General features: G+C 39.3%; 24 protein-coding genes and 1 pseudogene. 7 read left to right on the top strand and 18 right to left on the bottom strand.

Annotation, left to right across the window (positions count from 1 at the left end; translation table 11 throughout):
• Window positions 1-38 precede the first annotated feature (38 nt).
• Together csaA and MKY63_RS21780 are read right to left on the bottom strand one after the other, a co-directional pair.
• Complete coding sequence (csaA, locus tag MKY63_RS21785; protein ID WP_038572193.1) at window positions 39-371, bottom strand: chaperone CsaA; 333 nt, start codon at window positions 369-371, stop codon at window positions 39-41.
• Between the two features lie 35 nt (window positions 372-406).
• Complete coding sequence (locus MKY63_RS21780; RefSeq protein ID WP_076316270.1) at window positions 407-1,312, bottom strand: DMT family transporter; 906 nt, start codon at window positions 1,310-1,312, stop codon at window positions 407-409.
• A 148-nt stretch (window positions 1,313-1,460) separates the two neighbouring features.
• Here MKY63_RS21780 and MKY63_RS21775 point away from each other — a divergent pair, with 148 nt between their 5' ends.
• Together MKY63_RS21775 and MKY63_RS21770 are read left to right on the top strand one after the other, a co-directional pair.
• Complete coding sequence (locus tag MKY63_RS21775) at window positions 1,461-2,351, top strand: AraC family transcriptional regulator (RefSeq protein ID WP_076297666.1); 891 nt, start codon at window positions 1,461-1,463, stop codon at window positions 2,349-2,351.
• Between the two features lie 321 nt (window positions 2,352-2,672).
• The gene (locus MKY63_RS21770; RefSeq protein WP_076316269.1) at window positions 2,673-3,728 is read left to right on the top strand and encodes an ankyrin repeat domain-containing protein; all 1,056 of its coding nucleotides are present in this window, start codon (window positions 2,673-2,675) and stop codon (window positions 3,726-3,728) included.
• 71 nt (window positions 3,729-3,799) lie between these two features.
• Here MKY63_RS21770 and MKY63_RS21765 read toward each other — a convergent pair whose 3' ends face one another.
• On the bottom strand, window positions 3,800-3,880 hold the full coding sequence (locus MKY63_RS21765) for a YjcZ family sporulation protein (RefSeq protein ID WP_232061537.1): 81 nt from the start codon (window positions 3,878-3,880) through the stop codon (window positions 3,800-3,802).
• Between the two features lie 266 nt (window positions 3,881-4,146).
• Here MKY63_RS21765 and MKY63_RS21760 point away from each other — a divergent pair, with 266 nt between their 5' ends.
• Window positions 4,147-4,572 (top strand): MarR family transcriptional regulator, encoded by a 426-nt coding sequence (locus MKY63_RS21760; RefSeq protein WP_076134363.1) that lies wholly within the window; start codon window positions 4,147-4,149, stop codon window positions 4,570-4,572.
• 88 nt (window positions 4,573-4,660) lie between these two features.
• Window positions 4,661-6,070: an MDR family MFS transporter gene (locus MKY63_RS21755; RefSeq protein ID WP_076100222.1), complete on the top strand. Its 1,410-nt coding sequence runs from the start codon at window positions 4,661-4,663 to the stop codon at window positions 6,068-6,070.
• A 69-nt stretch (window positions 6,071-6,139) separates the two neighbouring features.
• On the opposite strand, the gene MKY63_RS21750 is transcribed toward MKY63_RS21755, so the two are convergent.
• From MKY63_RS21750 to MKY63_RS21720, 7 genes are all read right to left on the bottom strand, one after another.
• The gene (locus MKY63_RS21750) at window positions 6,140-6,613 is read right to left on the bottom strand and encodes a GNAT family N-acetyltransferase (protein ID WP_076316268.1); all 474 of its coding nucleotides are present in this window, start codon (window positions 6,611-6,613) and stop codon (window positions 6,140-6,142) included.
• Window positions 6,614-6,882: 269 nt separating this feature from the next.
• Window positions 6,883-7,536: a DUF421 domain-containing protein gene (locus MKY63_RS21745; protein ID WP_339809806.1), complete on the bottom strand. Its 654-nt coding sequence runs from the start codon at window positions 7,534-7,536 to the stop codon at window positions 6,883-6,885.
• Window positions 7,537-7,658: 122 nt separating this feature from the next.
• Entirely contained in the window at window positions 7,659-8,897 is a 1,239-nt protein-coding gene (locus MKY63_RS21740; protein ID WP_339809804.1) for a HAMP domain-containing sensor histidine kinase, read from the bottom strand.
• A 460-nt stretch (window positions 8,898-9,357) separates the two neighbouring features.
• Window positions 9,358-9,957 (bottom strand): hypothetical protein, encoded by a 600-nt coding sequence (locus MKY63_RS21735; protein ID WP_339809802.1) that lies wholly within the window; start codon window positions 9,955-9,957, stop codon window positions 9,358-9,360.
• Window positions 9,954-10,394, bottom strand: coding sequence for a 3-hydroxyacyl-ACP dehydratase FabZ (fabZ, locus tag MKY63_RS21730; protein WP_076134358.1), 441 nt, complete (start codon window positions 10,392-10,394; stop codon window positions 9,954-9,956). The genes MKY63_RS21735 and fabZ overlap by 4 nt, the downstream gene beginning before the upstream one ends.
• Window positions 10,395-10,600: 206 nt before the next feature.
• Complete coding sequence (locus MKY63_RS21725; protein WP_036688911.1) at window positions 10,601-11,074, bottom strand: GNAT family N-acetyltransferase; 474 nt, start codon at window positions 11,072-11,074, stop codon at window positions 10,601-10,603.
• A gap of 161 nt (window positions 11,075-11,235) precedes the next feature.
• Window positions 11,236-11,547, bottom strand: coding sequence for an antibiotic biosynthesis monooxygenase (locus tag MKY63_RS21720; RefSeq protein ID WP_076100214.1), 312 nt, complete (start codon window positions 11,545-11,547; stop codon window positions 11,236-11,238).
• Window positions 11,548-11,713: 166 nt separating this feature from the next.
• Here MKY63_RS21720 and MKY63_RS21715 point away from each other — a divergent pair.
• A pseudogene (locus tag MKY63_RS21715) lies at window positions 11,714-12,101 on the top strand (LysR family transcriptional regulator substrate-binding protein); the annotation flags it as partial.
• Window positions 12,102-12,311: 210 nt separating this feature from the next.
• On the opposite strand, the gene MKY63_RS21710 reads toward MKY63_RS21715, so the two are convergent.
• From MKY63_RS21710 to MKY63_RS21700, 3 genes are all read right to left on the bottom strand, one after another.
• Window positions 12,312-12,743 carry a transporter gene (locus tag MKY63_RS21710; protein WP_081384320.1) on the bottom strand — a complete coding sequence of 144 codons (432 nt, stop codon included), beginning with the start codon at window positions 12,741-12,743 and terminating at the stop codon, window positions 12,312-12,314.
• Between the two features lie 262 nt (window positions 12,744-13,005).
• Window positions 13,006-13,494, bottom strand: coding sequence for an LURP-one-related family protein (locus MKY63_RS21705; RefSeq protein WP_076316267.1), 489 nt, complete (start codon window positions 13,492-13,494; stop codon window positions 13,006-13,008).
• Between the two features lie 48 nt (window positions 13,495-13,542).
• Window positions 13,543-14,058, bottom strand: a complete 516-nt coding sequence (locus MKY63_RS21700; RefSeq protein WP_076316266.1) for a GNAT family N-acetyltransferase — start codon at window positions 14,056-14,058, stop codon at window positions 13,543-13,545.
• A gap of 534 nt (window positions 14,059-14,592) precedes the next feature.
• On the opposite strand from MKY63_RS21700, the gene MKY63_RS21695 reads away from it, so the two are divergent.
• Window positions 14,593-14,955 (top strand): hypothetical protein, encoded by a 363-nt coding sequence (locus MKY63_RS21695; protein ID WP_339809797.1) that lies wholly within the window; start codon window positions 14,593-14,595, stop codon window positions 14,953-14,955.
• A gap of 569 nt (window positions 14,956-15,524) precedes the next feature.
• On the opposite strand, the gene MKY63_RS21690 is transcribed toward MKY63_RS21695, so the two are convergent.
• From MKY63_RS21690 to MKY63_RS21680, 3 genes are all read right to left on the bottom strand, one after another.
• Window positions 15,525-15,986 carry a hypothetical protein gene (locus tag MKY63_RS21690; RefSeq protein ID WP_076105271.1) on the bottom strand — a complete coding sequence of 154 codons (462 nt, stop codon included), beginning with the start codon at window positions 15,984-15,986 and terminating at the stop codon, window positions 15,525-15,527.
• Window positions 15,987-16,054: 68 nt separating this feature from the next.
• Entirely contained in the window at window positions 16,055-17,347 is a 1,293-nt protein-coding gene (locus MKY63_RS21685; protein WP_076317122.1) for a DUF4179 domain-containing protein, read from the bottom strand.
• Window positions 17,337-17,885 carry a sigma-70 family RNA polymerase sigma factor gene (locus MKY63_RS21680; protein WP_036688931.1) on the bottom strand — a complete coding sequence of 183 codons (549 nt, stop codon included), beginning with the start codon at window positions 17,883-17,885 and terminating at the stop codon, window positions 17,337-17,339. The genes MKY63_RS21685 and MKY63_RS21680 overlap by 11 nt, the downstream gene beginning before the upstream one ends.
• A 206-nt stretch (window positions 17,886-18,091) precedes the next feature.
• On the opposite strand from MKY63_RS21680, the gene MKY63_RS21675 reads away from it, so the two are divergent.
• Entirely contained in the window at window positions 18,092-19,957 is a 1,866-nt protein-coding gene (locus MKY63_RS21675) for an LTA synthase family protein (RefSeq protein WP_076317123.1), read from the top strand.
• Between the two features lie 69 nt (window positions 19,958-20,026).
• On the opposite strand, the gene rbsB is transcribed toward MKY63_RS21675, so the two are convergent.
• Both rbsB and rbsC read right to left on the bottom strand, forming a co-directional pair.
• Window positions 20,027-20,950: a ribose ABC transporter substrate-binding protein RbsB gene (gene rbsB / locus MKY63_RS21670; protein ID WP_036688935.1), complete on the bottom strand. Its 924-nt coding sequence runs from the start codon at window positions 20,948-20,950 to the stop codon at window positions 20,027-20,029.
• 13 nt (window positions 20,951-20,963) lie between these two features.
• A complete protein-coding gene (rbsC, locus tag MKY63_RS21665; RefSeq protein WP_036688938.1) occupies window positions 20,964-21,932 on the bottom strand; it encodes a ribose ABC transporter permease in 969 nt (322 codons plus the stop codon).
• Between the last annotated feature and the right edge of the window lie 2 nt (window positions 21,933-21,934).

The raw sequence follows: 21,934 nt of genomic DNA, 5'->3' as shown, positions 1-21,934 counted from the left end.
CCCACTGTTAGTTAGTTTAATACAACAATTACCCTATATTACCCAATAGGTGTCCCATTAGGTAATTTAATATCTGGCTTCAAGAGAACCACATCCCCTTTATCCGGTATTCCTCCAAGAACTAATACTTCTGATAGGAAACCCGCTATATTTCGAGCAGGGAAGTTAACTACCCCAATGATTTGTTGCCCTACAATCTCTTCAGGCCTATATCGTTTAGTAATCTGTGCACTTGATGTTTTGCTTCCGATATCTGGTCCAAAATCAATTTGGAGTTTAATCGCAGGTATTTTTGCTTTTGCAAAAAACTCCGCTTTAATAATCGTTCCAACACGAACATCAAGTTTCAAAAAATCATCAATAGTTACCATTTTCCATCCCCCTATACATATTTCCGACTACTCATTTACTTATTTTGAATGTTGTACTTTAAAGATTTCGACCAAAAATACATTCCCATACCGAGTAAGGTTATTATGCCGCCTAAAAGCTGGAATAATGACATAGTTTCCCCTAATAATAGGTATGCAAGGACAATGGCAAGAACAGGCTCACCAATAATCCCAACCGAGACAGTAGTTGCTCCAATCGACTTTAACAAAAGGTTAAAGATGTATTGACCAAAAATAGTTGGAATTATTGCAAGAAGCAAAAAATAAATCCAATCTGATGAAGCATAATTAATTAATGAGACATTATCTATCAAATTGTACACGAGCATAACAGTACCACCAATAAAAAAGACGAAAATGCTGTATATATTTGCATTGATTTTGCCGCTTACTTTTTGCCCGGCCAACAGATAGGCTGAAGCGAAGAATGTACCAATTAACGATAAAGCATCACCGATTAGTGCATCTTTCGAAACCCATATGTCTCCCCATGCAATAACAATCGAACCTAAAAGAGCAACAATCAGGCAAAAAACGGTTAGCAGGTTAACATGTTCTTTGAATAAAAAGTAAGACCCTATCATAACAAATAGTGGCTGTAACGATAAGATCACCATGGAGCTTGCAACTGAAGTATAGACCAATGATTCCATCCAGAATAAAAAGTGTAACCCTAGAAATAGGCCGGATAAAATAACGATGACCCAATCTTCTTTATTCATCTCAGTAGAACGAGCCATTTTCCCGGATGTAAAACAGAGCATGATGATTACAGAAATAAACAGTCTATACATCCCAGCCACTGAAGTAGGTGTATCTGAAAGTTTAATCATAATTGAAGAGATAGAAACGGACAAAATACTAATAAATAACAGAATAAACGGATGAAATAGTATAGACGGTTTATTTGAACTAACCATAGTTCCTCCAAAATGTGTGACAATCCCTGTGCACAGAATTGTATGATAAGTCTAGGCTGGATATAATAATATCATCGCCAGGGTCTATATTGTGCAACTATATCTTTAATTTATATTGAAATATCGTCAAATAAGGAGAATAAGCACTTTGAAAAAGCAATTACACGAAGCCATTCAATTTCCTGATGATTCATTTCCATACATCCTGTACACTCATACCAATTATGAATCTATTCCTAATGGCAGAGGGGTTAACGATCTACATTGGCACCAAGAACTACAAATTACTTTAGTGACCAAAGGGAAACTAACCATACAAGTCAACGGAATCAATTATGATTTAGAAACAGGTCAGGCCATCTTTATTAATAAGAGCGTACTTCATATTGTTACATACCTTAGCCAAGAGGGTGAATATGTTAGTTTTAACTTCCCAGAGAAGTTACTTGCGTTTTATTCTGATAGTGCAATGGAAAAAAAGTATGTACTACCGTATACCAATTCATTCTTGTTAAGTTTAGAAATCAAAGGGGATAAGGACTGGCATAATCAAATCCTACAAATTCTTTGGGATATGAAAAAAGAATTTGAATCGAAAAAAAAATGGGGATGGGAGTACGAAGTTTCTATCAAAACTGCCCAGCTATGGTTAATCCTTATATCAAATTTTTCTCTATCCTCCGAGGAATCGTCTAAATATAACAGACTCCAGCAAGAGAGACTACAATTAATGCTTAGCTTTATTCACAAAAACTATTCTAATAATTTGACATTGAAGGAAATAGCAGATATAGCACATTTAAGTGTATCGGAGTGCACTCGAGGTTTTAAAAAAAGCATCCATATGACTCCGTATTTCTACTTAATTAAATATCGCATTAATAAAAGCTGTGATTTGTTAATAGCAACTGACTACACGATAACTGAAATCGCACAGCGAGTTGGTTTCAATAACGCAAATCACTTTATCCAGTCTTTTAAAAAACACTTAAATATAACTCCTAAGGAGTTCAGAAAAATTAGAAATGAACGAACTTAAAAAACAACAAAAGCAGAGTCGATCGCTTTGGCTGACTGCCAAATCGTGTTTATTGAGCTATCGTTCTCCGTTAGCGTAATTTCGATGTCCTTCGTAAATCTCGAATTTATTTCCAAGACACAAGCTTAATGTTTTCATTTTCTAATAGTCTATGATTTCGGGATCGCCATATAAACGATATTCCATTCTCTTTTCCAATAATGTTACGTCTATATCTTCAACCTTTTCGTCCTGCATGAATTAGTGTTCAATTCTCCTATATGATAAACTTGCAAGAAGTTATCTGCTATTTATCTATTAATAAAGGAGCGGAAAAATGAGATGGGCAAAAAGAAAAAAACATTACCCGCCACTTTTGCCGAGCTGGTTAAAACGAATGATATGTCTGCCTTAAAAGAGGTATTTGAGCTATGCGAATGGGATGCCCGTGGGGGTTACAGCAAAGGTACCGCCCTCAGCTTCCGGCAAATACCGGATGAAATGGTTTCCTGGCTTGTGGAGCAGGGTGCTGACATCAACGCTGCCGACAACTATAAGCGTACCCCTCTTCATGCTCAGGCTGCAACCTGGTCCGGAAATGTCCCCTTACTCCTTGAGTTAGGTGCAGATATGGAAGCCCTGGATTACCAGAATGAGACACCGCTGCACTCAGCAGCAGCTTCTTACAAAACAAAAGTAGTGCGGGATCTGGTGGTACGCGGCGCAAATGTCCATGCAGAAAATAAGCAAAAAAACACACCTCTCGCCAAAGGATTATTACAATGCCGGAATATCGATATAGTTCAGATGGCAGAAATCTCGCGAATTATGCTGGATGCAGGAGCAGTAATCACGCCGGAGATGAAGGAATCCGTGCGGCGTATCGGCAAGGAATTTGAATTCATCAGAACAAATTACAATAAAGATCGACTGGATGAAACTGCAAATGCTCTCCTGGAGCTGTACCAGCAATTTGATGTCGAGCCTATAGCGAAACTGGTGAGACATGATGGAATCTCTCCTATCAAGGTAACGGCAGCCGCATGGCCCGCACAGCACCAAGAGCTGTGGGATTTTCTCGTCCCTGCTTCAGGACACGCGATAACGGTGCAGGGTGAGGTTATCCGCATCACAGGGCGGGTGTCTCATGAAATCCTTAATAATGGCGGAGGAAACTGGGATGCCGATTACCGTAAAATGCTGGATGCACTGATGCGGCATTTTAGCACGGGGACGCCTTTAACGCCCGTCCTTCTTCAAGAGGCAGCTGCACTCGCCAAACGGTTCCGCAACATCGCTGGCAATGAGCAACCAGCCAGATTATGCGAGCTGGCGGTGCAATGGGTACTTGCCAATCCTCAGCCTATTTCTATGACACAACCCGATTATTCCCGTTAAGTCTATCCTGCTAAAGAAAACAAAGAAACGCCCCGAAGAAAAAAACTTCGGGGCGTCAATTTACATAAATTCTAGATCCAACAAGTTTTAAGGATAATGACGAGGAGAATGTAAAGCACAAGAATCGTACCCGTTGATGTCCAAGGATTAATACAAACTGGAGCCTTTTTTTGTTCTTGAACGCCCCCAACACAGTTATACCCCATTTAAATCCCTCCCTAATTATTTTATTTTAATTTCACAACAGCATATGACTATGTATCATCAAGTGATTGGGCATTAAACAACTTTACCGCTTGTATTTAATTCTATGATTCTATTCATTTTCTTTAACTTGACAAGCATCCATAACTTTATGCTAATATAGACAAATCAATAACGTTGATATATCATCTATTCTTCAATTAGGAGAGATCATATGGATTCAAGAGAACCTTTAGGTTTGGTCATTCGAGATTTGCATTTAGAAATAGCAAATTATTTAACAAAGTTACTTGCTCCTTTCCGACTTGCACCTGAACAGCATCTACTTATGGCTCTGATGCTTGAGAAAGAAGGTCTATCTCAGAACGAGATTGCTGCTAATCTTGGTAAGGACAAAGCCAGTGTTGCCAGAATGATCGCCAGCTTAGAGAGCAAAGGTTACATACGCAAAGTAACAAGTGCGCAAGATCGCCGAGCGGTAAATGTATATGTAACAGAAGAAGGACGGAAATTAGAGAATACTATAAATGAGGTGACGGTCAATTTAAACGAAATTATCGAGTCAGGATTATCTGCTTCAGATTACTCAACGTTAAAGACTTTGCTAACACATGTGCTGAATAATGTAAGAGATGCTTAAAGCATTTCTCTCCCCCTTATAGTTGATATATCATCTATCCTGTAAAAATAATCCGAATCAAAATACTGAAAAGAGGTTCATCATTATTATGGAATCATCATCAACTGTTCAAGTTAAACGTCCAGCCCTCATGGCCTTCTCGCTTATGTTAGGTGCATTCGTCGGGCTATTTAGTGAAACCGCCTTAAACATGGCTTTTACAAATTTAATGGATGAATTTTCAATCAACGCCTCAACGGTTCAGTGGCTAACCACAGGATATTTACTTGTATTAGGTATCCTCGTTCCAATATCCGCCCTATTAATGCAATGGTTTACCACTAGACAATTATTCACCGCTTCCTTGCTATTTTCTATTATCGGTACTTTAATTGCTGCCCTCTCCCCTAATTTCAGCTTATTATTAATTGCACGATTAGTGCAAGCCTTAGGGACAGGGTTATTGCTTCCATTAATGACCAATATTATTCTTATTATTTTCCCTGCACATAAACGCGGAACTGTCATGGGAATGATGGGGCTCGTTATTATGTGTGCACCGGCCCTTGGACCTACTCTATCTGGTTTAATTGTAGATCATTTTGGCTGGGAGTATATCTTTTGGATAAGCTTACCTTTATTGTTATTTACATTAGGTTTCGGATTAACATTCATCAAAAATGTAGCCAACATCACAAAACCTAAAATAGATATTTTATCCATCTTGCTTTCTACGCTTGGATTTGGTGGAATCGTCTTTGGTTTTAGTAACTTTGCTGATCATTCTTTGAGTGAAATCATTGTTTTGTTGCCTCTTATTATTGGTTTCATCAGCTTAATCTTGTTTGTATTACGGCAATTTAAATTGGAAACCCCAATGCTGAATTTACGGGTATTTAAATATCCCATGTTTACGATAGGTCTTATAATGCTCTTTTTAGGAATGATGATCATTTTATCTTCTGCAATTTTATTACCTTTATATTTAAAAGGAGGTTTATTGTTATCGGCCACAATGGCTGGTACTCTACTTCTTCCAGGCAGTGTTATTAACGGGGCTATGGCTCCAGTTACGGGTAGAGTATTCGATAAATACGGTCCGAAATTATTGCTGCCGCTTGGATTTTTTATCGCAACCATTGCTGGTTTTCTATTTACAAGAAACTCTACTGAAACCAGTAGCCTAACCTTTATATTAATACACTGCGCAATGTTTATCGGATTAGCAATGGTCATTATGCCCGCTCAAACCAATGGGTTAAATCAATTACCTGTGAAATACTATCCGGATGGGGCTGCTGTTATGAGTACACTTCAGCAAATTGCAGGTGCTCTTGGTACAACGTTCGCTGTTACGCTAATGTCTAGCGGACAAACACGATTCGCAAACACACATCCAACCGCTGCACAGCCTGAAATATTAACCGCTGGAATTACACATGCTTACTTATTTATCGCAGTAATTGCAGGTATTGGATTTATTATATCGTTATTTGTGAAGCGTATTCGAGTGTATTGATTTGTATGTTAAAAAGACAGTGGGCATGAACTGCCCGCTGTCTTTTTTTTTAAGTATAACCCTAAGGCTTTAACTCATATGTTTTTCATAAAAAACTAATGTTAAGTTGTCATTTATTTTTTTGGTTTCCCCCGTGCTTCTATACCCTAACTTTTCATATAAATAGCAATTCCTTTGCTCCTGTATAATACTATCCAGCTCCCATTTCTTTGCATCTTTATATCTCTGTTCAATCATTGCAAAAACCTGCTGGGCAATCCCCTTTCCATGATGTTCTGGCAATATAAAGATGATGCTGACCCGATAAGTTTTATTATCCTTTTTAACGATGCGGACACCGCCCACAGCAATATCAAAATACTTAATCATATAATAATCTGCAAAAGACTGATTAATTCGATCCCTGATTTGTTCCACAGTTTCATTGGCTGGGCTGGTTTCATAATCTTTATATTTCTCCAGCAATGGCATAAAGGCTTTAACTTGCATTTCGTGAATAAACGCTGCGTCGCTCGCGTCTGCTTTACATAAAGAAATCTCCATAAAGTTATACCCCTCCGAAAGTTAGTAAATATATAAGCTGTCAGATATTCTTTTTATCCTCCGATTTAGAGGAATCTCTAAAAGAGCCCAAGATACCCGTAAACAGCCCAACTAATCCAATAAAAACGCCTATCCCGCGGCCACCCTCATAGGCTAATATCACAACTACTCCAAACAATGTAATGTGAAGCCCAAAAAGTTGAGTTTGCACTCCTGATTTCAAATAAAGACACTTGAGCCTCCCGGCTCCAGCGTCTCATCATGTGGATTTATGGTTTGTTTTTGGGAAGGATATAGAGTGTTCCGTCTTCTTTATATTCAGCATAGGCAATATCCTCAATGCAATTATAGCCCTGCTCTCTGACGCGTTCCTTAATCTGCTCCTTGTTCATCGATCTGCCACGCATAGACTCTTCCAGTACCCTGCCTTTATCAATAACTGTAACGGAAAAAGCAGAAGATTGCTCATCTTCAGACTTGCGCATTACCGATAGAGAACCGTTCGTTTCGAGCAGAGCATACCGTACTTCACTTAGGGAAAAGATATTTTGTTGCCTCAGCATGAACAATAGTTGGGTATACTCAATATCGTATTTCTCCAACAAATCCTGATTCACTTTGCCATCGTCAATTAGCAGCACTGTCCGGCCTTCCGCCATGTTCCCGAATTTCACAAAATGGGTGGTCACCTTTTCGAACAAATAAGATAATGCGGTCCAAACAAAAAGAGCAAACAGCAGATGCCAGATCTTCACCTCATCATCATATATCGTATTGCCGACAATTTCACTTAAAATCAATGAAGACAGAAAATCGAGTGGTGTCAATTGACTAAGCGTCTTGCGGCCGGTAATAAAGGTAATGATCCACAAACCAAAAAAGCTGATGACCAATTTGACGCCTATAGTTACAAATATCTCCATTGCTGCACCTCCAGATGGGACTCGCGCAGGCACGTTGCCCTTTTTACACGAAATCCATTCATGAAAGGTATTACACACTCCTAGTGGGGTATAAACAGCAAAAGATACTCTCTGCAACTTGCCTATGTTGGGATGGTTATAAGGAATGTTGTCCCTTTGCCTTTTTCACTATCGACTTCAATATTTCCTTTCACTTTATCGACGGTACTGTAGACCATAAGCATACCCAGCCCCGTCCCTTCTGCTTTAGTAGAATAATATGGTTTACCGAGTCGCGATATTTCATCTTTAGTCATGCCGACTCCGTTATCTTTGATACTGATCATAATATTTTGCTTTTTTTCAAATATATCGATAAATAGCGTTCCGCCATCGGTTTCCTTCATCGCTTCTATACCGTTTTTATATAAATTAATTAGACACTGCTGAATCTGGTTCCGGTCATAATTTTTATTTAAGAAATTATTAAAATTGAATTGAACATCTACTTTGTGCATGGTGGCATAAGGCATTATGATATTTTTAGTATATTCTGATTCTGCCTTCATATTGGAGTAAACCATGTTTTCAGATTGTGGCTTGGCAAAGGAGAGATAATCACTTACAATTTTTTCTGCTCGCTGTAGCTCTTGTAGAGACAACTCTACAAATCCCTTTTCCTCTGGCGTCATTGTTTTAGATTTATTTAATAGCTGCAAAAAACCACTAGTCACTGTAAGTGGATTTCTGATTTCATGGGATACACTTGCCGCTAGCTCGCTGACGACATTTAATCTTTCCGATTGGACAATCCGTTCCCGATTTTTAATATTAGATATAATTTTTTCAATCAAAATCATAATGACACTCATCACCCCAACATGAGTCGTCAAAGCATTTAATGAAAGAATCCAAAATTGCCTGTCTAAAGAATCCTGAACCAAACCTAAAATAAACAGATAAACCCCCATAATTAGCAAAGCAATCAGATTTGCCGCAATCACACGACCTTTCGATGGTAATTTTAAAAATCTGTTTTTATATAACGGCACCAAAATCAGAATCGCCGTCGCAAATAGAAACGAATAAAATACGCCATCTCCACCCACATAGAATCTGTACGCATTCAAAATAATATATAGAGGAAAAACACTCCTATATCCTCCAAAGAGTGCCACAATAATAAACGGAATGTACCTTAAATCAAAAATATAGCCAATTTCTAGTCTGATAGGTTTAGCGATACAGAGACTCATGGTCACTGCTGACATAAAAACGAGAATCAATCTATTGTAGGAATAGGCCCGATTCTCAAAAAATATCAGAAATGTTAATACTGGAAAAAGCAAAAACAAAAAATTCAAAAGTAGGGTTTCAAACAAGAGATGACTTCCTTTCAGCCTTTTGCTGCGTAAATGAATATATTCAAGGTTATATTAAGGGTTTTAGATCATTACCTAAGCTAACATTATAAGTCACAGTATTGACTATACACTATGTATTTCTCAACCATTTTTCAAATAATCCCAAAAAATCATACTATAGAACCACAATTAGCAAAAAAATACAGACATCTGAAGTCTGTGTGGGGTCATCAATTTTCGTATTCCTGAATATCTACCTTGTAAACTGTACCTTCGTAGTTTTTATGGCTGGAAATGAATCATTGAATTTGTTTTACACAGAAAACAGCCATCCCCTCAGGATGGCCGGTTTTTAATTCACTAAAATCCGTTAACTGTGATATGGAGCGGCGCCTAATTTAACTTCGCTCGGATCTCCACTTTTGATCATAGCAATGGAGACAGCTATAAGCAATATTTTCCGGAGAATAAATAAGTACTACAGCCTAAAAACAATTCGATTTCCTGTCTCATTGTTCTTGAAGGGTTTACCATATTCCCTGAACTCTAATATAACACCTGAAGGATCGTCAGAAAGCGGTGGAGAAATTACGTAATTATAACAAGCTTGTCCGGTTGAACTTCCGCCATTCATCATTCGACTATCATATTCTTCTCCTATAAACAGCTCGAAAAAGCTATGGCTATGAGAATTTGCTGGAAGCTCAGTTGTCATGTCCCAATCTATATTAAGGGTGACCACACTAGCATTACTGTATTGGCGTATAGAGGTCAGTGTATAAAAAAACTCATCTTTCTCAATTGATTTAAGAACTGCAATATGTTTTCTAAAATCAATTGGCTCAACCATCGGCTTAAAATGCTCTTCACTTAGCAGCGTCCCAAATACCGCTTTCAAAAAATCCTCATAGAGCTCATAATTATCTGCCCATTTAGTGATAGATTCAAACGGTGGGAATCCTGGATTATTATTCGAGATTTCCTTTCGTTGCTTGATCAATGCACATATTTGCTCGTCGATATCCTTAATTTGCAGATCGTAATGTTCGGTTGGTCGTACAAACGGCATCCTTTTCATTTTGAACCTCCTTTTTGCACAAATGCAAAAGAAATCTCAGCTTCACATACCAGCTCACTATTTACTGTTGCGGTGCCTTTGCCTTTTACAATCTCACCTTTCATCCGATTGACTTCGAATTTGAGAAGAAGCTGATCCCCAGGTGTTACTTGGCGCTTAAAACGGGCATTATCAATGCCTACTAATAACCCTATCTTGCCCCTCAGCTTCTCGTTTTTGCACATTGTGATTCCGCCTACCTGGGCTAATGCCTCCACAATTAAAACACCCGGCATAACAGGATGCTCAGGAAAATGGCCGCTAAAAAACGGTTCATTAATGGATACATTTTTTATACCTACTGCTCTCTTGTTCTCCTCCAACTCAATAATTCTGTCCACTAAAATAAACGGATAGCGATGAGGAATAAGTTCTACAATCTGCTGTATATTTAGCATAATTCCCGTCTTAGCCTCCTAAAATACTTTTTGGGTAATTTTAACACCAGAAGAGATTTTGTACTACTCAAAAATACCAAAGCAACTGGCTTATAACATCACTTCTGGAGAACCTAAAAAACAACGGCAGCCCTGAACTAGTAAATAAAGTCCACGACTGCCGCTTTTTATTGATCTACTGTATCCTGTTAGCTTAAGATTCAAACTCAATTAACAAACACCTGTGTCTTTCTCCCTGCTTCAATTCGTTCAGTGAATTTTCCGCCAGTGTATTCCTCTATTACCTTTTTCCAAAAGCGTTGTGCGGGCTCATTATTATCTATTTGATAAACTTCCCATTGCCCCTTATGTAAATTAAAAATATCTTTTGCAACTAGTCTACCTAATCCTACTCTCCGATACTTTTTTATAATAAAAAACTCTGCAATGGAAAAGTATAAATCATCATCTCTATTTTTTAATTTGACTAAAACGAATCCAGCATTTTTCTCATTCAGAGTTAACAGATATGGGAAATTCGACTCTTCTGTCCAGTAATCGTTGAGAGGATAATCATTAAATTTTCCGTTTTCTTCAAGGTGCAAATCCATATACTCGGAGAAATCATACATATAAAATTGCATTAGGTTGTTGAGGATTTCTTTTTCTTCAAGGGTCGCCCTTTTAATTTGATAGTTCATTTAATAATCATCCCATATCTATATTTTATCTAATTAGTAAAGGAATCTTCTATTTTCTCGGATAAGTTTCTTCGCATCCTTTTGAAATAAAACAATTGTTGTTGTACGCTTCAATGGATTGATTCCCAAATTACTTTGCAGTTGCAGTAATATGTTACCACTCAAGAATACTCTCTTTCAACTTTACAAATTTTCACTTTGTAATTTTGGTACCAATCATTCTTCCCTTTCTCCTGAGCAACTTTGTGAGATTGATGCTGTTTCCAGTTACTAATCGCCTCTAAGCTCTCCCAATAAGAAATCGTAATACCCGCTCCTGAAGAATCCCGGACACTTTCCACTCCTAAAAACCCAGGTTGCCCGGACGCAAGCTGCTCCATTTTTTCAGCCATAATGTTATATCCGTTATCCCCCTCCGTACGTTGACTTGAAAATATGACTGCATAATAAGATCCGTTTGATTCATGAACCATTCCGCTCAAACTCCCCTTTAATCGTAGATGTTTTTATATAAAACAGATTATACTATTATAATTAAGATAAAAATAATGAATATTAATTATTAGTTTAATGAATTTTTTTCATATATTATTGAGGAGAGAAATCATTATGAATCTTTTAAAATATCAGATTTTCAGTAAGGTAGTTGAGATTGGAACTGTGAAAATAGGTACTTTCTCTAGTGTATCGATCCAATGGATGCCCCAAATCATTAAACAATTTCAAAATCAGTTTCCACATATTGAAATAAAACTACTTGATGGTAACTACTCTGAAATAGAAGAATGGATTGCCGATGGAACCGCTGACTTGGGATTTGTAAATCTGCCTAGTAAGTATACTCCCCGAAATGATTCTGTCACATCTCCCCGACAATGTATGTTATCGCCCATTAGAAGGAGAGCATTATCGTTCTATTGGCATTGCAGCCGCATCCATTAAAAATGCCTCTCCAGCGGCAAAAAAACTAATTGAATTCATAACAGAATGGATCACCCAACGTGCCCAACCCTCCGCATTACCGTGATTAATGATACGGCTCAACGCGCTGTCTGTAACGGCAAGCTTTAAGGTTATCCTTCGCAGAGTGGTCCTTTTTTGAATCTAGTATTAACGTCAGCGTCAGGGAAAAATGAACCTTGTCTATGTATCTTTTGCGTAATTCACTACTCCCGGAACACGAAAATTCGCATAACATAGAGAACAGCCTGCTGGCTGTTCTCTATCGCTGTCTGCCTTAGAAGCACGTGAACGAGCTAATCCGATTCAAATCAATGCCGAAGTACGACCAGAAAAAACCGTTCCATCTGAACCCTGCAATAGAATTACGCCCGACGAATACTGGAAAGAACCAAAATTGCTCGCCGTTGTTCAGCCAAATGTATGTGTTGCGGAACAGGCAGCGTCTGATCCCGCCGGGATCAATGGCAAATGTGGTAGTCGACATTTGCGGCACGAATTGCGGTGGAGGAGCCGTCGGCGCTTGAACGCCTCCTGGTGCACCCCCCGGAAATTGTCCGGGGGTTCCCGGAAACCCTGGTCCCCCGGGTCCTCCAGGTCCTCCAGGTCCTCCGGGTCCTCCCGGCATGCCAGGTCCGCCAGGTCCTCCAGGTCCGCCCGGGAATCCTGGAAATCCTCCGCCGGCTCCCGGTGTTGGAAAAAATCCCATATGTGATCGCTCCTTTCAATGAGTAGGCATAATCATCATATGCATTCGTGGAAAGGGCGCTTAGGCGCAATGGGCGTTTTTTCAAAAAATGAAAATCAACAATAAGATCTAACATAGGCAATATCAAAAAACTAAACTTGCTCCTACTTATAGTACGGTTCAACGCATCATAAATAAACTAAGCCAATTACACTCATCAGCACCTGCTGAATTAATTCCGTCCACGTCACCTTGTTAAGTTTTCAACTTTAACGTTAAATCGTCACTGATTAGATGCAGAAGCTTGGTCAGCCTTCACACAATCAATAGCGACAACAAACGCAATCATGAGCGTTTCCATCTCATCATTCAATATTTGAACCTTATAGCTATCACCCCAAGTGAACCACTCTTTGTTCACTTTACCGATGACTACACCACGCTGTAAAACCTGAAAATCCATGTCCCACCAGTTACCATGTACCTCAATGTCAGTCGCATCAATCGTATAACGTGCTTTAAAGAAAGAAAACTCCTTCTTAATCGTCAACACCTCTCGACCATCTACTTCTACAAAAAACTTTGGTAAAAAACTGAACACTTTTTTCGTAATAAGTGCAACTTCATCTCTTGTTGTATTCATAATGGAGAATGTCTTGGGAATTTGCATAAAACTGCCCTCTACGTAATAGACATCTTGCTCCTGCTGATTCTTTACCGTGAATTTACCACTTAGACTGAATATCTTTTGTTTTATATAAAGTTGCTTCATTCTAAGCCTCCTAGCGCTTCTCTTAGTTAACATCATTTTAGACAAATGTTATAGTTGTTTTGTCATAATAAAATCTATTTGTTCTTCTTCACCCATATAAAAAGAATGAGTTCCTGTATGAACAAACTTCATTTTTTCATAAAAGCTAATAGCTTTCTTATTCTTTTCCCAAACCCCTAACCAAATCTTCTCTTTATTACATTGTACCGCTATTTCTATAGCTTTATTTATTAGATATTTCCCAAGCCCCTGTTTATGAAATTTTTTTCTAATATAAATCCTCTCGATTTCAAGTGAATCATTACCCATTACTTCAGATTGAGCATCCTCGGTGTTAACCTTTAAATACCCAGCGATTTCTTCATTAAAATAAATAAAATAGAATTCTGATGAGCTATCCGACAATTCTTTTTCTAATTGCTTTAAGTTAAAAGCTCTATCCAGGTAGGCTTTCATATTTTCAGGTGAATTTTGATTACTAAATGTCTCATTAAATGTTTCAACACTAATTCCTTGAAGTGAACCCAAATCTTCGAACGTGCACTTTTTTATATTGATAGCCATATCGTTTTCTCCTTTTAAAATATCAATTTACAAATAAACTCTTATTTCGAGCTCTAATTATATGGTGTTATGCAGATGTGACAGGAAAATAGTATACCATAATTGTTGTATTTGCAACAAAAAAACTAAGTATTTTCCATCATTCTACCTATTAGCGTATTGGCGTAATCAGTCGCTATACGGCAGTCAGGACTCCAAAACTGGAAGCGATCGATGTTTTGGGAGTTCGATGATGGATGACGGTTACTTTCGGACTCAGATGACGTTATTTGCGAAGATTTCGGCTTTGGAGCAAGGTTTCGGACTCCTGTGCAGTTATTCCCCCGAAAAGGCTGCTTTCGGGGTGTTTTTCAGGCCAATAGCGACTATGCGGACCGTTAGGATTCCAAAAGTGGAATATAACGCGTTTAAGGGTCATCTGAGTCCGTTAGATGCTTCCGGGCGCGCAAATGTGATCGAAGAAAGTGTGGCTTAAAGGTGATGATAGCGGAAGTGAGCCAACTTTGAGGAATCGGTGATGGAGAATAGATCAGCGTGGCTTGGGGATCTACGATGGAGAATGTCAGGGGGATTTTGAAAATCGGTGATAGCAGCAGCAAACGAAGCATGAGGATTCGCGGATGGAGGAAGCGAACAAGGTTTGGGGATTCGATGATGGAAGATGGTTACTTTCGGACTCAGATGACGTTATTTGCGAAGATTTCGGCTTTGGAGCAAGGTTTCGGACTCCTGTGCAGTTATTCCCCCGAAAAGGCTGCTTTCGGGGTGTTTTTCAGGCCAATAGCGACTATGCGGACCGTTAGGATTCCAAAAGTGGAATATAACGCGTTTAAGGGTCATCTGAGTCCGTTAGATGCTTCCGGGCGCGCAAATGTGATCGAAGAAAGTGTGGCTTAAAGGTGATGATAGCGGAAGTGAGCCAACTTTGAGGAATCGGTGATGGAGAATAGATCAGCGTGGCTTGGGGATCTACGATGGAGAATGTCAGGGGGATTTTGAAAATCGGTGATAGCAGCAGCAAACGAAGCATGAGGATTCGCGGATGGAGGAAGCGAACAAGGTTTGGGGATTCGATGATGGAAGATGGTTACTTTCGGACTCAGATGACGTTATTTGCGAAGATTTCGGCTTTGGAGCAAGGTTTCGGACTCCTGTGCAGTTATTCCCCCGAAAAGGCTGCTTTCGGGGTGTTTTTCAGGCCAATAGCGACTATGCGGTCCGTTAGGATTCCAAAAGTGGGATATGACGCGTCTAAGGGTCATCTGAGTCCGATAGCTACTTCTGGGCACGCAAATTTGATCGAAGAATGTGCGGCTTGGGGGGATAGAGGAAACGAGCGACGTTTTGGGGTTCGATGATGGAGCAAAAAAAATGAGGTGCCCCAGTAGCCATTTTCGGCTTTTTGGGACACCCATCCTCTCCGCAGTGCGCATATAGCGCGGTATGGTGGACTGGTCAGAGCCCGGTTAAAGCCATCTCATAAATCTTTTTTTAGATAGTTTAATCTGATTATGTTCGGCCCATGCGGTTAGTTCTTTCATTCCCTTGTATTCTTCGTCAAGAAAACTAAAACATAATCTATAGGGAGGAAATTTGTGATCTACAGGTTTAATGCCTATTACGGGTATGAAATAGCCCTTTACATAAATATTCTCAATTTGTTTCGCTTGAATTTCTTTGTTATCTACTAGTATAGAGTCTGGAAGAATCCGAACCTCAATGAACTTTCTAATCGTAATGATCCTATAGAGCAATATGATTACAACAATCAGACAGAAGGTCAACCATATATAACCAAAATAAAGTAATACTTTATACTCCATATTATTTCTGGCATTTAACAGTAGTATGCTACTTGAAAAAATCATAGAAAACAGAAGTGACATTAACGACGGACGACTCACCTTATAAGCTCCTATATTTTCCATAACCCCCTCACTTTCTCAGACTATTATAGCTTACTATATTTCATAAATTATGGATATGGCACCTCTTTTTAATCCACTGGAATCTCAATCACCTTGTTATATTCCTTCATATAATGTATTCCTTCTATCAGAATATTTTCAGGTTTCGTTTGTGTATCAAATAATAAGGTGCGTTCCTTCATGAGTTTACCGTTGTTTTGTTCTGACTCTTTTTGATTAATTGTTGTTTTTAAAGCCGTGTTTTCGCCAGCATTTTCTATAGACACACCATCCAGCATTACATCCTCATCTGTAGCAATAGTTACTTCAATCCCTTGAGCGGTATTGGACACATCCTTAATCCATAATTCTTTATCCCCCAGTAGAATCGGCTCATTACTATCAGCATTTAGAGGATACTTCTCTTCCAGCTTCTGATATCCAACAAACTCTTTAACAACCAGCTGCAATGAATGTAGTTCTTTTGGCAAGGTGTCATAACGAATATCAAATGATCTCCCACCCAGCGAGGTTTTATTGCTACTACCTAATATTTCTACAGGCTTTCCATTGGCAATTAATTGAATGCCTTCTAGCCCTAATCTTATTCGATCGAAATTCTCGACATTCATACTCCCTTTAATCACTGTCATGGTTGGTGTGGCCGTGATCGATTTGAAGGTAATTGATCCTTTGTCGGCTTTGACCTTTTTATTAATCGACTGTTTGATCTGAGTCACCATCGCTTGATTTGGATTATAAGAAAACGTTATGCTCCCTTCACTCATCTGCCCTTTCTGTAGAGGTCCCCAGTAATGAAGTGTTAGTTTTTTCGAAAATGGGCTTACGCTATCAAATGTCATCGTGCCTTTTATTTCTGTATGTTCGTCATTGATTAAAGATACACCACTTCTTATGTTGGAATTCGTGAGAAACCCTTCTATTTTAGAAGGACTAAAATGATCTCCCGTCTCCTCTAGTCCCTTAGGATTGTTTAACGTGTAATACACAATAAATTGATTGGCATCTGCCATAATTCCGTTAATCTTAAGTTCTGTACCATCTGCTAACGTCGTCTTTTTGTCTATGCTTTGTCCCATTCCTTGTTCATTGAGTTGTTGTAAAGTTCCCTCTAACACCTCATCAAAACCAAATAACTTTTTTCCATAATAAGCGAAGGCATTATAGCTGTTTCCAGAAACCACTATCACTAATAAGATGACGGCTGCAATCTTCCAGAGGGGGGAGCTTTTTCTTTTTATTCTTTTTGGGGGTGCCGAGTCTAAAGCATTTCTTAATCTCATTTCTAAACCCTCAGGTGCAGTTATGGACTCTAAATTCCTCTTCTCATCCACTAATCGTTGTTCGACGTTATCGTTCATCAACATCACCTCTGTAATGATTTTTTAGCGTTTGTAATCCATTGTAGATTCTTGATTTAACAGTTCCGATCGAGACCTGTGTAATGTCAGCTATCGTTTGATTATCGAGATCATGAAAATACTTTAATTGAATTGCTTCTCTTTGCTGCTCGTTCACATGTAACAATAACGCCTGCATATCCATTTGCTGTTCACTTTTATGATAAGGATCGCCTGGTGCAACATGGACGCTTTCCATCTTAACATTGGAGCTCCAATCCTCTAATAACACCAGCTTGCTTCGCTTATGAAGCTGCCTTTTGCAGCCATTTACCAAAATCGTTTTACTCCAGCTGTAAAAAGACTCCTCTTTCTTAAGTTGATCAATCTTCTCGTATAACGTAACTATCATTTCCTCCATGGCATCCATTGCATCTTGCGCATTTCCCATATAGCTGTACGCAAGCCTATAAAAAACATCTTTTTCAGACATAATTAATTGCAGCAAAACTTCTTTATTTCCTTTTTTGGCTTTTTTCACCAATCGTATAACATCCATGCCTTCACCTCTCTCCCCTATATGAGTCAGGAGCACTGTAAAAAGTTCATCTTCATAAAAAATTTTTATATATCGCGAACTATTCAATCCACCTAAACTGTAATATTCAGGAAAATTTCACTCAGACATACCCAAATCTAGTTGATTTTAAACGCTTCAATGTAATAGAATGAACTAATCTAAAAAGAAAAGGATGGGCATAAGCAATGCCGTTTAAAGAACCTCGTACCCTCAGTAAAAGATCCCTGCTATTCTTCTCTCTCATTATGCTTGTAAAAAGCTATTTTGCCTGGTATTTTCTATTTGAAGATGGCCCTACTTGGACCACTTGGCTTAAAGAAATCCCTTTTGTACTTCTAGTCTTTTGCTTGATTGAATGGTTCGCTACGAAACGAAAAATTGCAATTTACATGTTTGTCAATGTGTTGATTACTACTCTATTTTTCTCATTAATTGTATATCATAATCATTTTGGCATCATTGCTACTTCGCAAGTATTAGATCAGGTCAAACAAGTGGGAGCCGTAAAGAAAAGTATATTTTCGGTCCTTCGTCCTCAATATATGCTTATCTTTGTGGATATCATTGTCATCAGCTTGGTGATGTTTAGAAAACAGAAAGCACTGGATTGGAAAAAAGCCATGTCGCGCAAAAGTAACCGTAAAGCGGTGGCAGTCCTGTTCTGTATTTCCATCATCATTTGTGCAATGAATATTTTTCCAAACCGTGCCAGTATGAACGAAACGATTAAAGCGGAGCAAATGGGCATTCTTAATTATGAAGCCTACTCTCTGCTAGCTGATCAAGAGGAAGAACAAATTGACGTCTCTGAGATTACGCAATCCACTATTGATAAAACCAAAGGAATTCAAGCGATCTCTAACCCGGTTTTATTTGGAGCCGCCAAAGGAAAAAATCTAATCATTCTGCAAATGGAGTCTTTCCAGAACTTCTTAATCAATCTAAAGATTGATGGACAAGAAATCACACCAAATATGAACAAGCTTGCGGCCAGCAGCTTCTACTTCCCGCGTTTCTACCAGCAGGTTGGACAAGGCAACACTTCTGACGCAGAGTTTATTGTAAACACTTCTTTTTATGTACCACCTGATGGTCCAGCTACCCAAATGTACGCTCCTAAAGAGCTTCCAAGCTTACCCAAGCTGCTGCAAGCACAAGGTTACGATACGGCAACATTCCATACGAACGAAGTCGACTTTTGGAACCGTGGTGAGCTTTATAGTGCTTTGGGATTCAATCGTTATTATGATAAAACTTACTTCGGGGAAGAAGACACAGTATTTTATGGCGCTTCTGATGAAGTTTTGTATGAAAAAACCGCTGCAGAGCTGGCAAGAATGGATCAGGATGACCAGCCCTTCTACTCCCATGTAATTTCGATGTCATCTCATAACCCGTTCTCCATCCCAGAGGATAAATACAAAATGACACTTCCAGTGCGATTCGAAGGAACGCTTGTTGGCGATTATATTCGGGCTCAGAATTATGCTGATTATGCGCTAGGACTTTTTATTGATGAGCTCAAACAAAACGGAGTGTGGGATAACAGCTTGATCGTATTGTACGGGGATCATCGTGGGCTGCCTATCTTCTCTCTAAAAGAGGATGATCATCTCCTACTGGAAGAGATTCTCGGCCATGAATATTCGGAACGTGAATTGATTAATATTCCGTTGATCATGTCAGCGACAGGGATTACAACACCTAGTGTAAAAGAACAGCTGGGCGGGCAAGTGGATATTTTACCTACCGTATCTAATTTATTGGGTGTCTCTCTTACAGATCATATTCATTTCGGACAAGATCTCTTGAATCAATCAACATATAACTTACTTCCACAACGGTATTATTTGCCAACAGGATCTTTCGTAAATAACGAAGAGCTCTTCTTATCCGGCAGTGGCTTCGAGGATGGCCAGCATTATACTTTATCTGGTAACGGCGATCAACCTCTGCAATCCACAGAAGACGAATTCGAGCGTGCCTTACAGCTGCTCCATTTGTCAGACAGCTATGTTACACAGCTACCGGATAGAGTTATTGAAGAATAAGCTGCAATGTACAGCAAAAAAGACTGTGCTCGCCAAATCGGTGAGCGCAGTCTTTTTCTATAATGGTTATTATTTTGACTCTTTAACAACTAGTTTAAGCGGTGCCGCAATCAGCTTTTCTACGGTTTTGCCTTCTAATACATCCTTAGCGGCTTGAATGGCTAGTTGGCCAATTAATTCAGGCTGCTGAGCAACGGTTCCTGTTAATTTACCAGCTTCGATGGATTTAAGTGCATCTTCATTTCCATCAAAACCAATCACAGGGATATTCTTGCCTGAACTTTGAATGGCTTCAATGGCACCTAGCGCCATTTCATCATTATGAGCGAAAACTGCTTGTACGCCAGGATTTCCTTGTAGAAGGTTCTCCATAACGGTCAGGCCTTTCGTACGGTCGAAATCAGCCGTTTGCTTAGCAATGACATCTAGCTGGCTGTCCGCAATTTCATGGAATCCCTTACCGCGTTCCCGAGTCGCTGACGCTCCTGGGGATCCTTCTAGCTCGATGACCTTTGCACCTTTCCCAAGCTGCTCTACAATATATTCTGCCGCCATAGAGCCACCCTTTACATTGTCAGAGGCAACTAGAGCTTTGATATCCCCTTGATCTGCGGAACGGTCCAACGTAACGACGGGAATATTTAAACTGTTAGCTGTTTGCACTACCGTCGAGATCGCTGATGAATCTACAGGATTGATCAATAACGCATTCACACCTTTTTGCATCAAATCTTCGACGTCATTACTTTGTTTAGCAGAATCATTTTGGGCATCAATGACAAGGACTTCCAAGCCTTGCTTCTTAGCCTCGGCCAAAACACCATCTTTAACGGATACAAAGAAGGGGTTATTCAATGTAGATATGGATAATCCAATCTTCATATTCTCCATGCTTCCACCACTGCTAGGCTTAGCCCACTCTGGAGGCTCCAAGGAACATCCTGTCATGAGAATTAATAGTAAGGAAGTAAGAATCAAAGTTAACTTTTTCATGTTGGAATCCCCCTTATACGGCTTTCTTACGGTCTATGAGTACGGCAATGGCAATAACGATCCCTTTGACCACCATCTGGTAAAAAGAGGATACGCCGAGCAAGTTCAAACCATTGTTCAAAATCCCGATAATCAGTGCACCAATCAATGTGCCTACGATACGTCCACGACCACCAGTTAAGCTCGTACCGCCTAATACTACAGCTGCGATAGCATCCAGCTCATAGGATGTGCCTGCTGTGGGTTGTGCTGAGTTCAATCTGGAAGTCAGGATAGCTCCTGCCAATGCGGACAACATACCGGTCAATGAATAGATCATAATTTTAATGCGGTCTACTTTAATCCCTGAAATAATTGATGCTTTTTCATTACCACCAATGGCATAGGTTTTACGACCAAATGGAGTTTTGTGCAATACAACCCATAAGACTGCGAAGACGATGAGCATTGTTATAGCAGGTACAGGTATTCCCAGTAAATATCCACGACCAAACAATTGGAAGGTCATGCTGTCTCCAAGACCTGTGATTGGATTACCGTCTGTGTATACAAGAGTTAATCCCCGGAAAATCGTCATGGTCGCCAACGTAGCGATAAATGGTGCCATTTTACCTTTGGTAATCATGAGTCCATTGACCATCCCCATCACACCACCCGCTAAACAACCTACAATAATAGCTAAGACAGGATCCCAACCTGACAACATCAGGTTAGCTGTGAAGGCACTGGATAGGGCTAGAATAGAACCCACCGATAAATCGATACCACCCGTTAGAATAACAAAGGTCATCCCAAAAGCGATAAGCGCATTTATGGCAACTTGTCTAAGCAAGTTCAGGATATTAAGGGGCTCCATAAAGCTTGGGTTCAACACCGTAACGATAACAATTAGAATAATCAGCCCTAGTAATGGACCTAGCTTCTGTGTAATTTGCCCGATTTGAAAACCTTTATTTTCTCTCTCACCTTTGATAGTTGTCATTA

Source organism: Paenibacillus sp. FSL R7-0189 (genome assembly GCF_037969925.1).
GTDB classification, from domain to species: Bacteria; Bacillota; Bacilli; order Paenibacillales; family Paenibacillaceae; genus Paenibacillus_AQ; species Paenibacillus_AQ odorifer.
The sequence above is the reverse complement of the archived record's forward strand: the minus strand, read 5'-3'. Positions and strand labels throughout refer to the sequence as shown.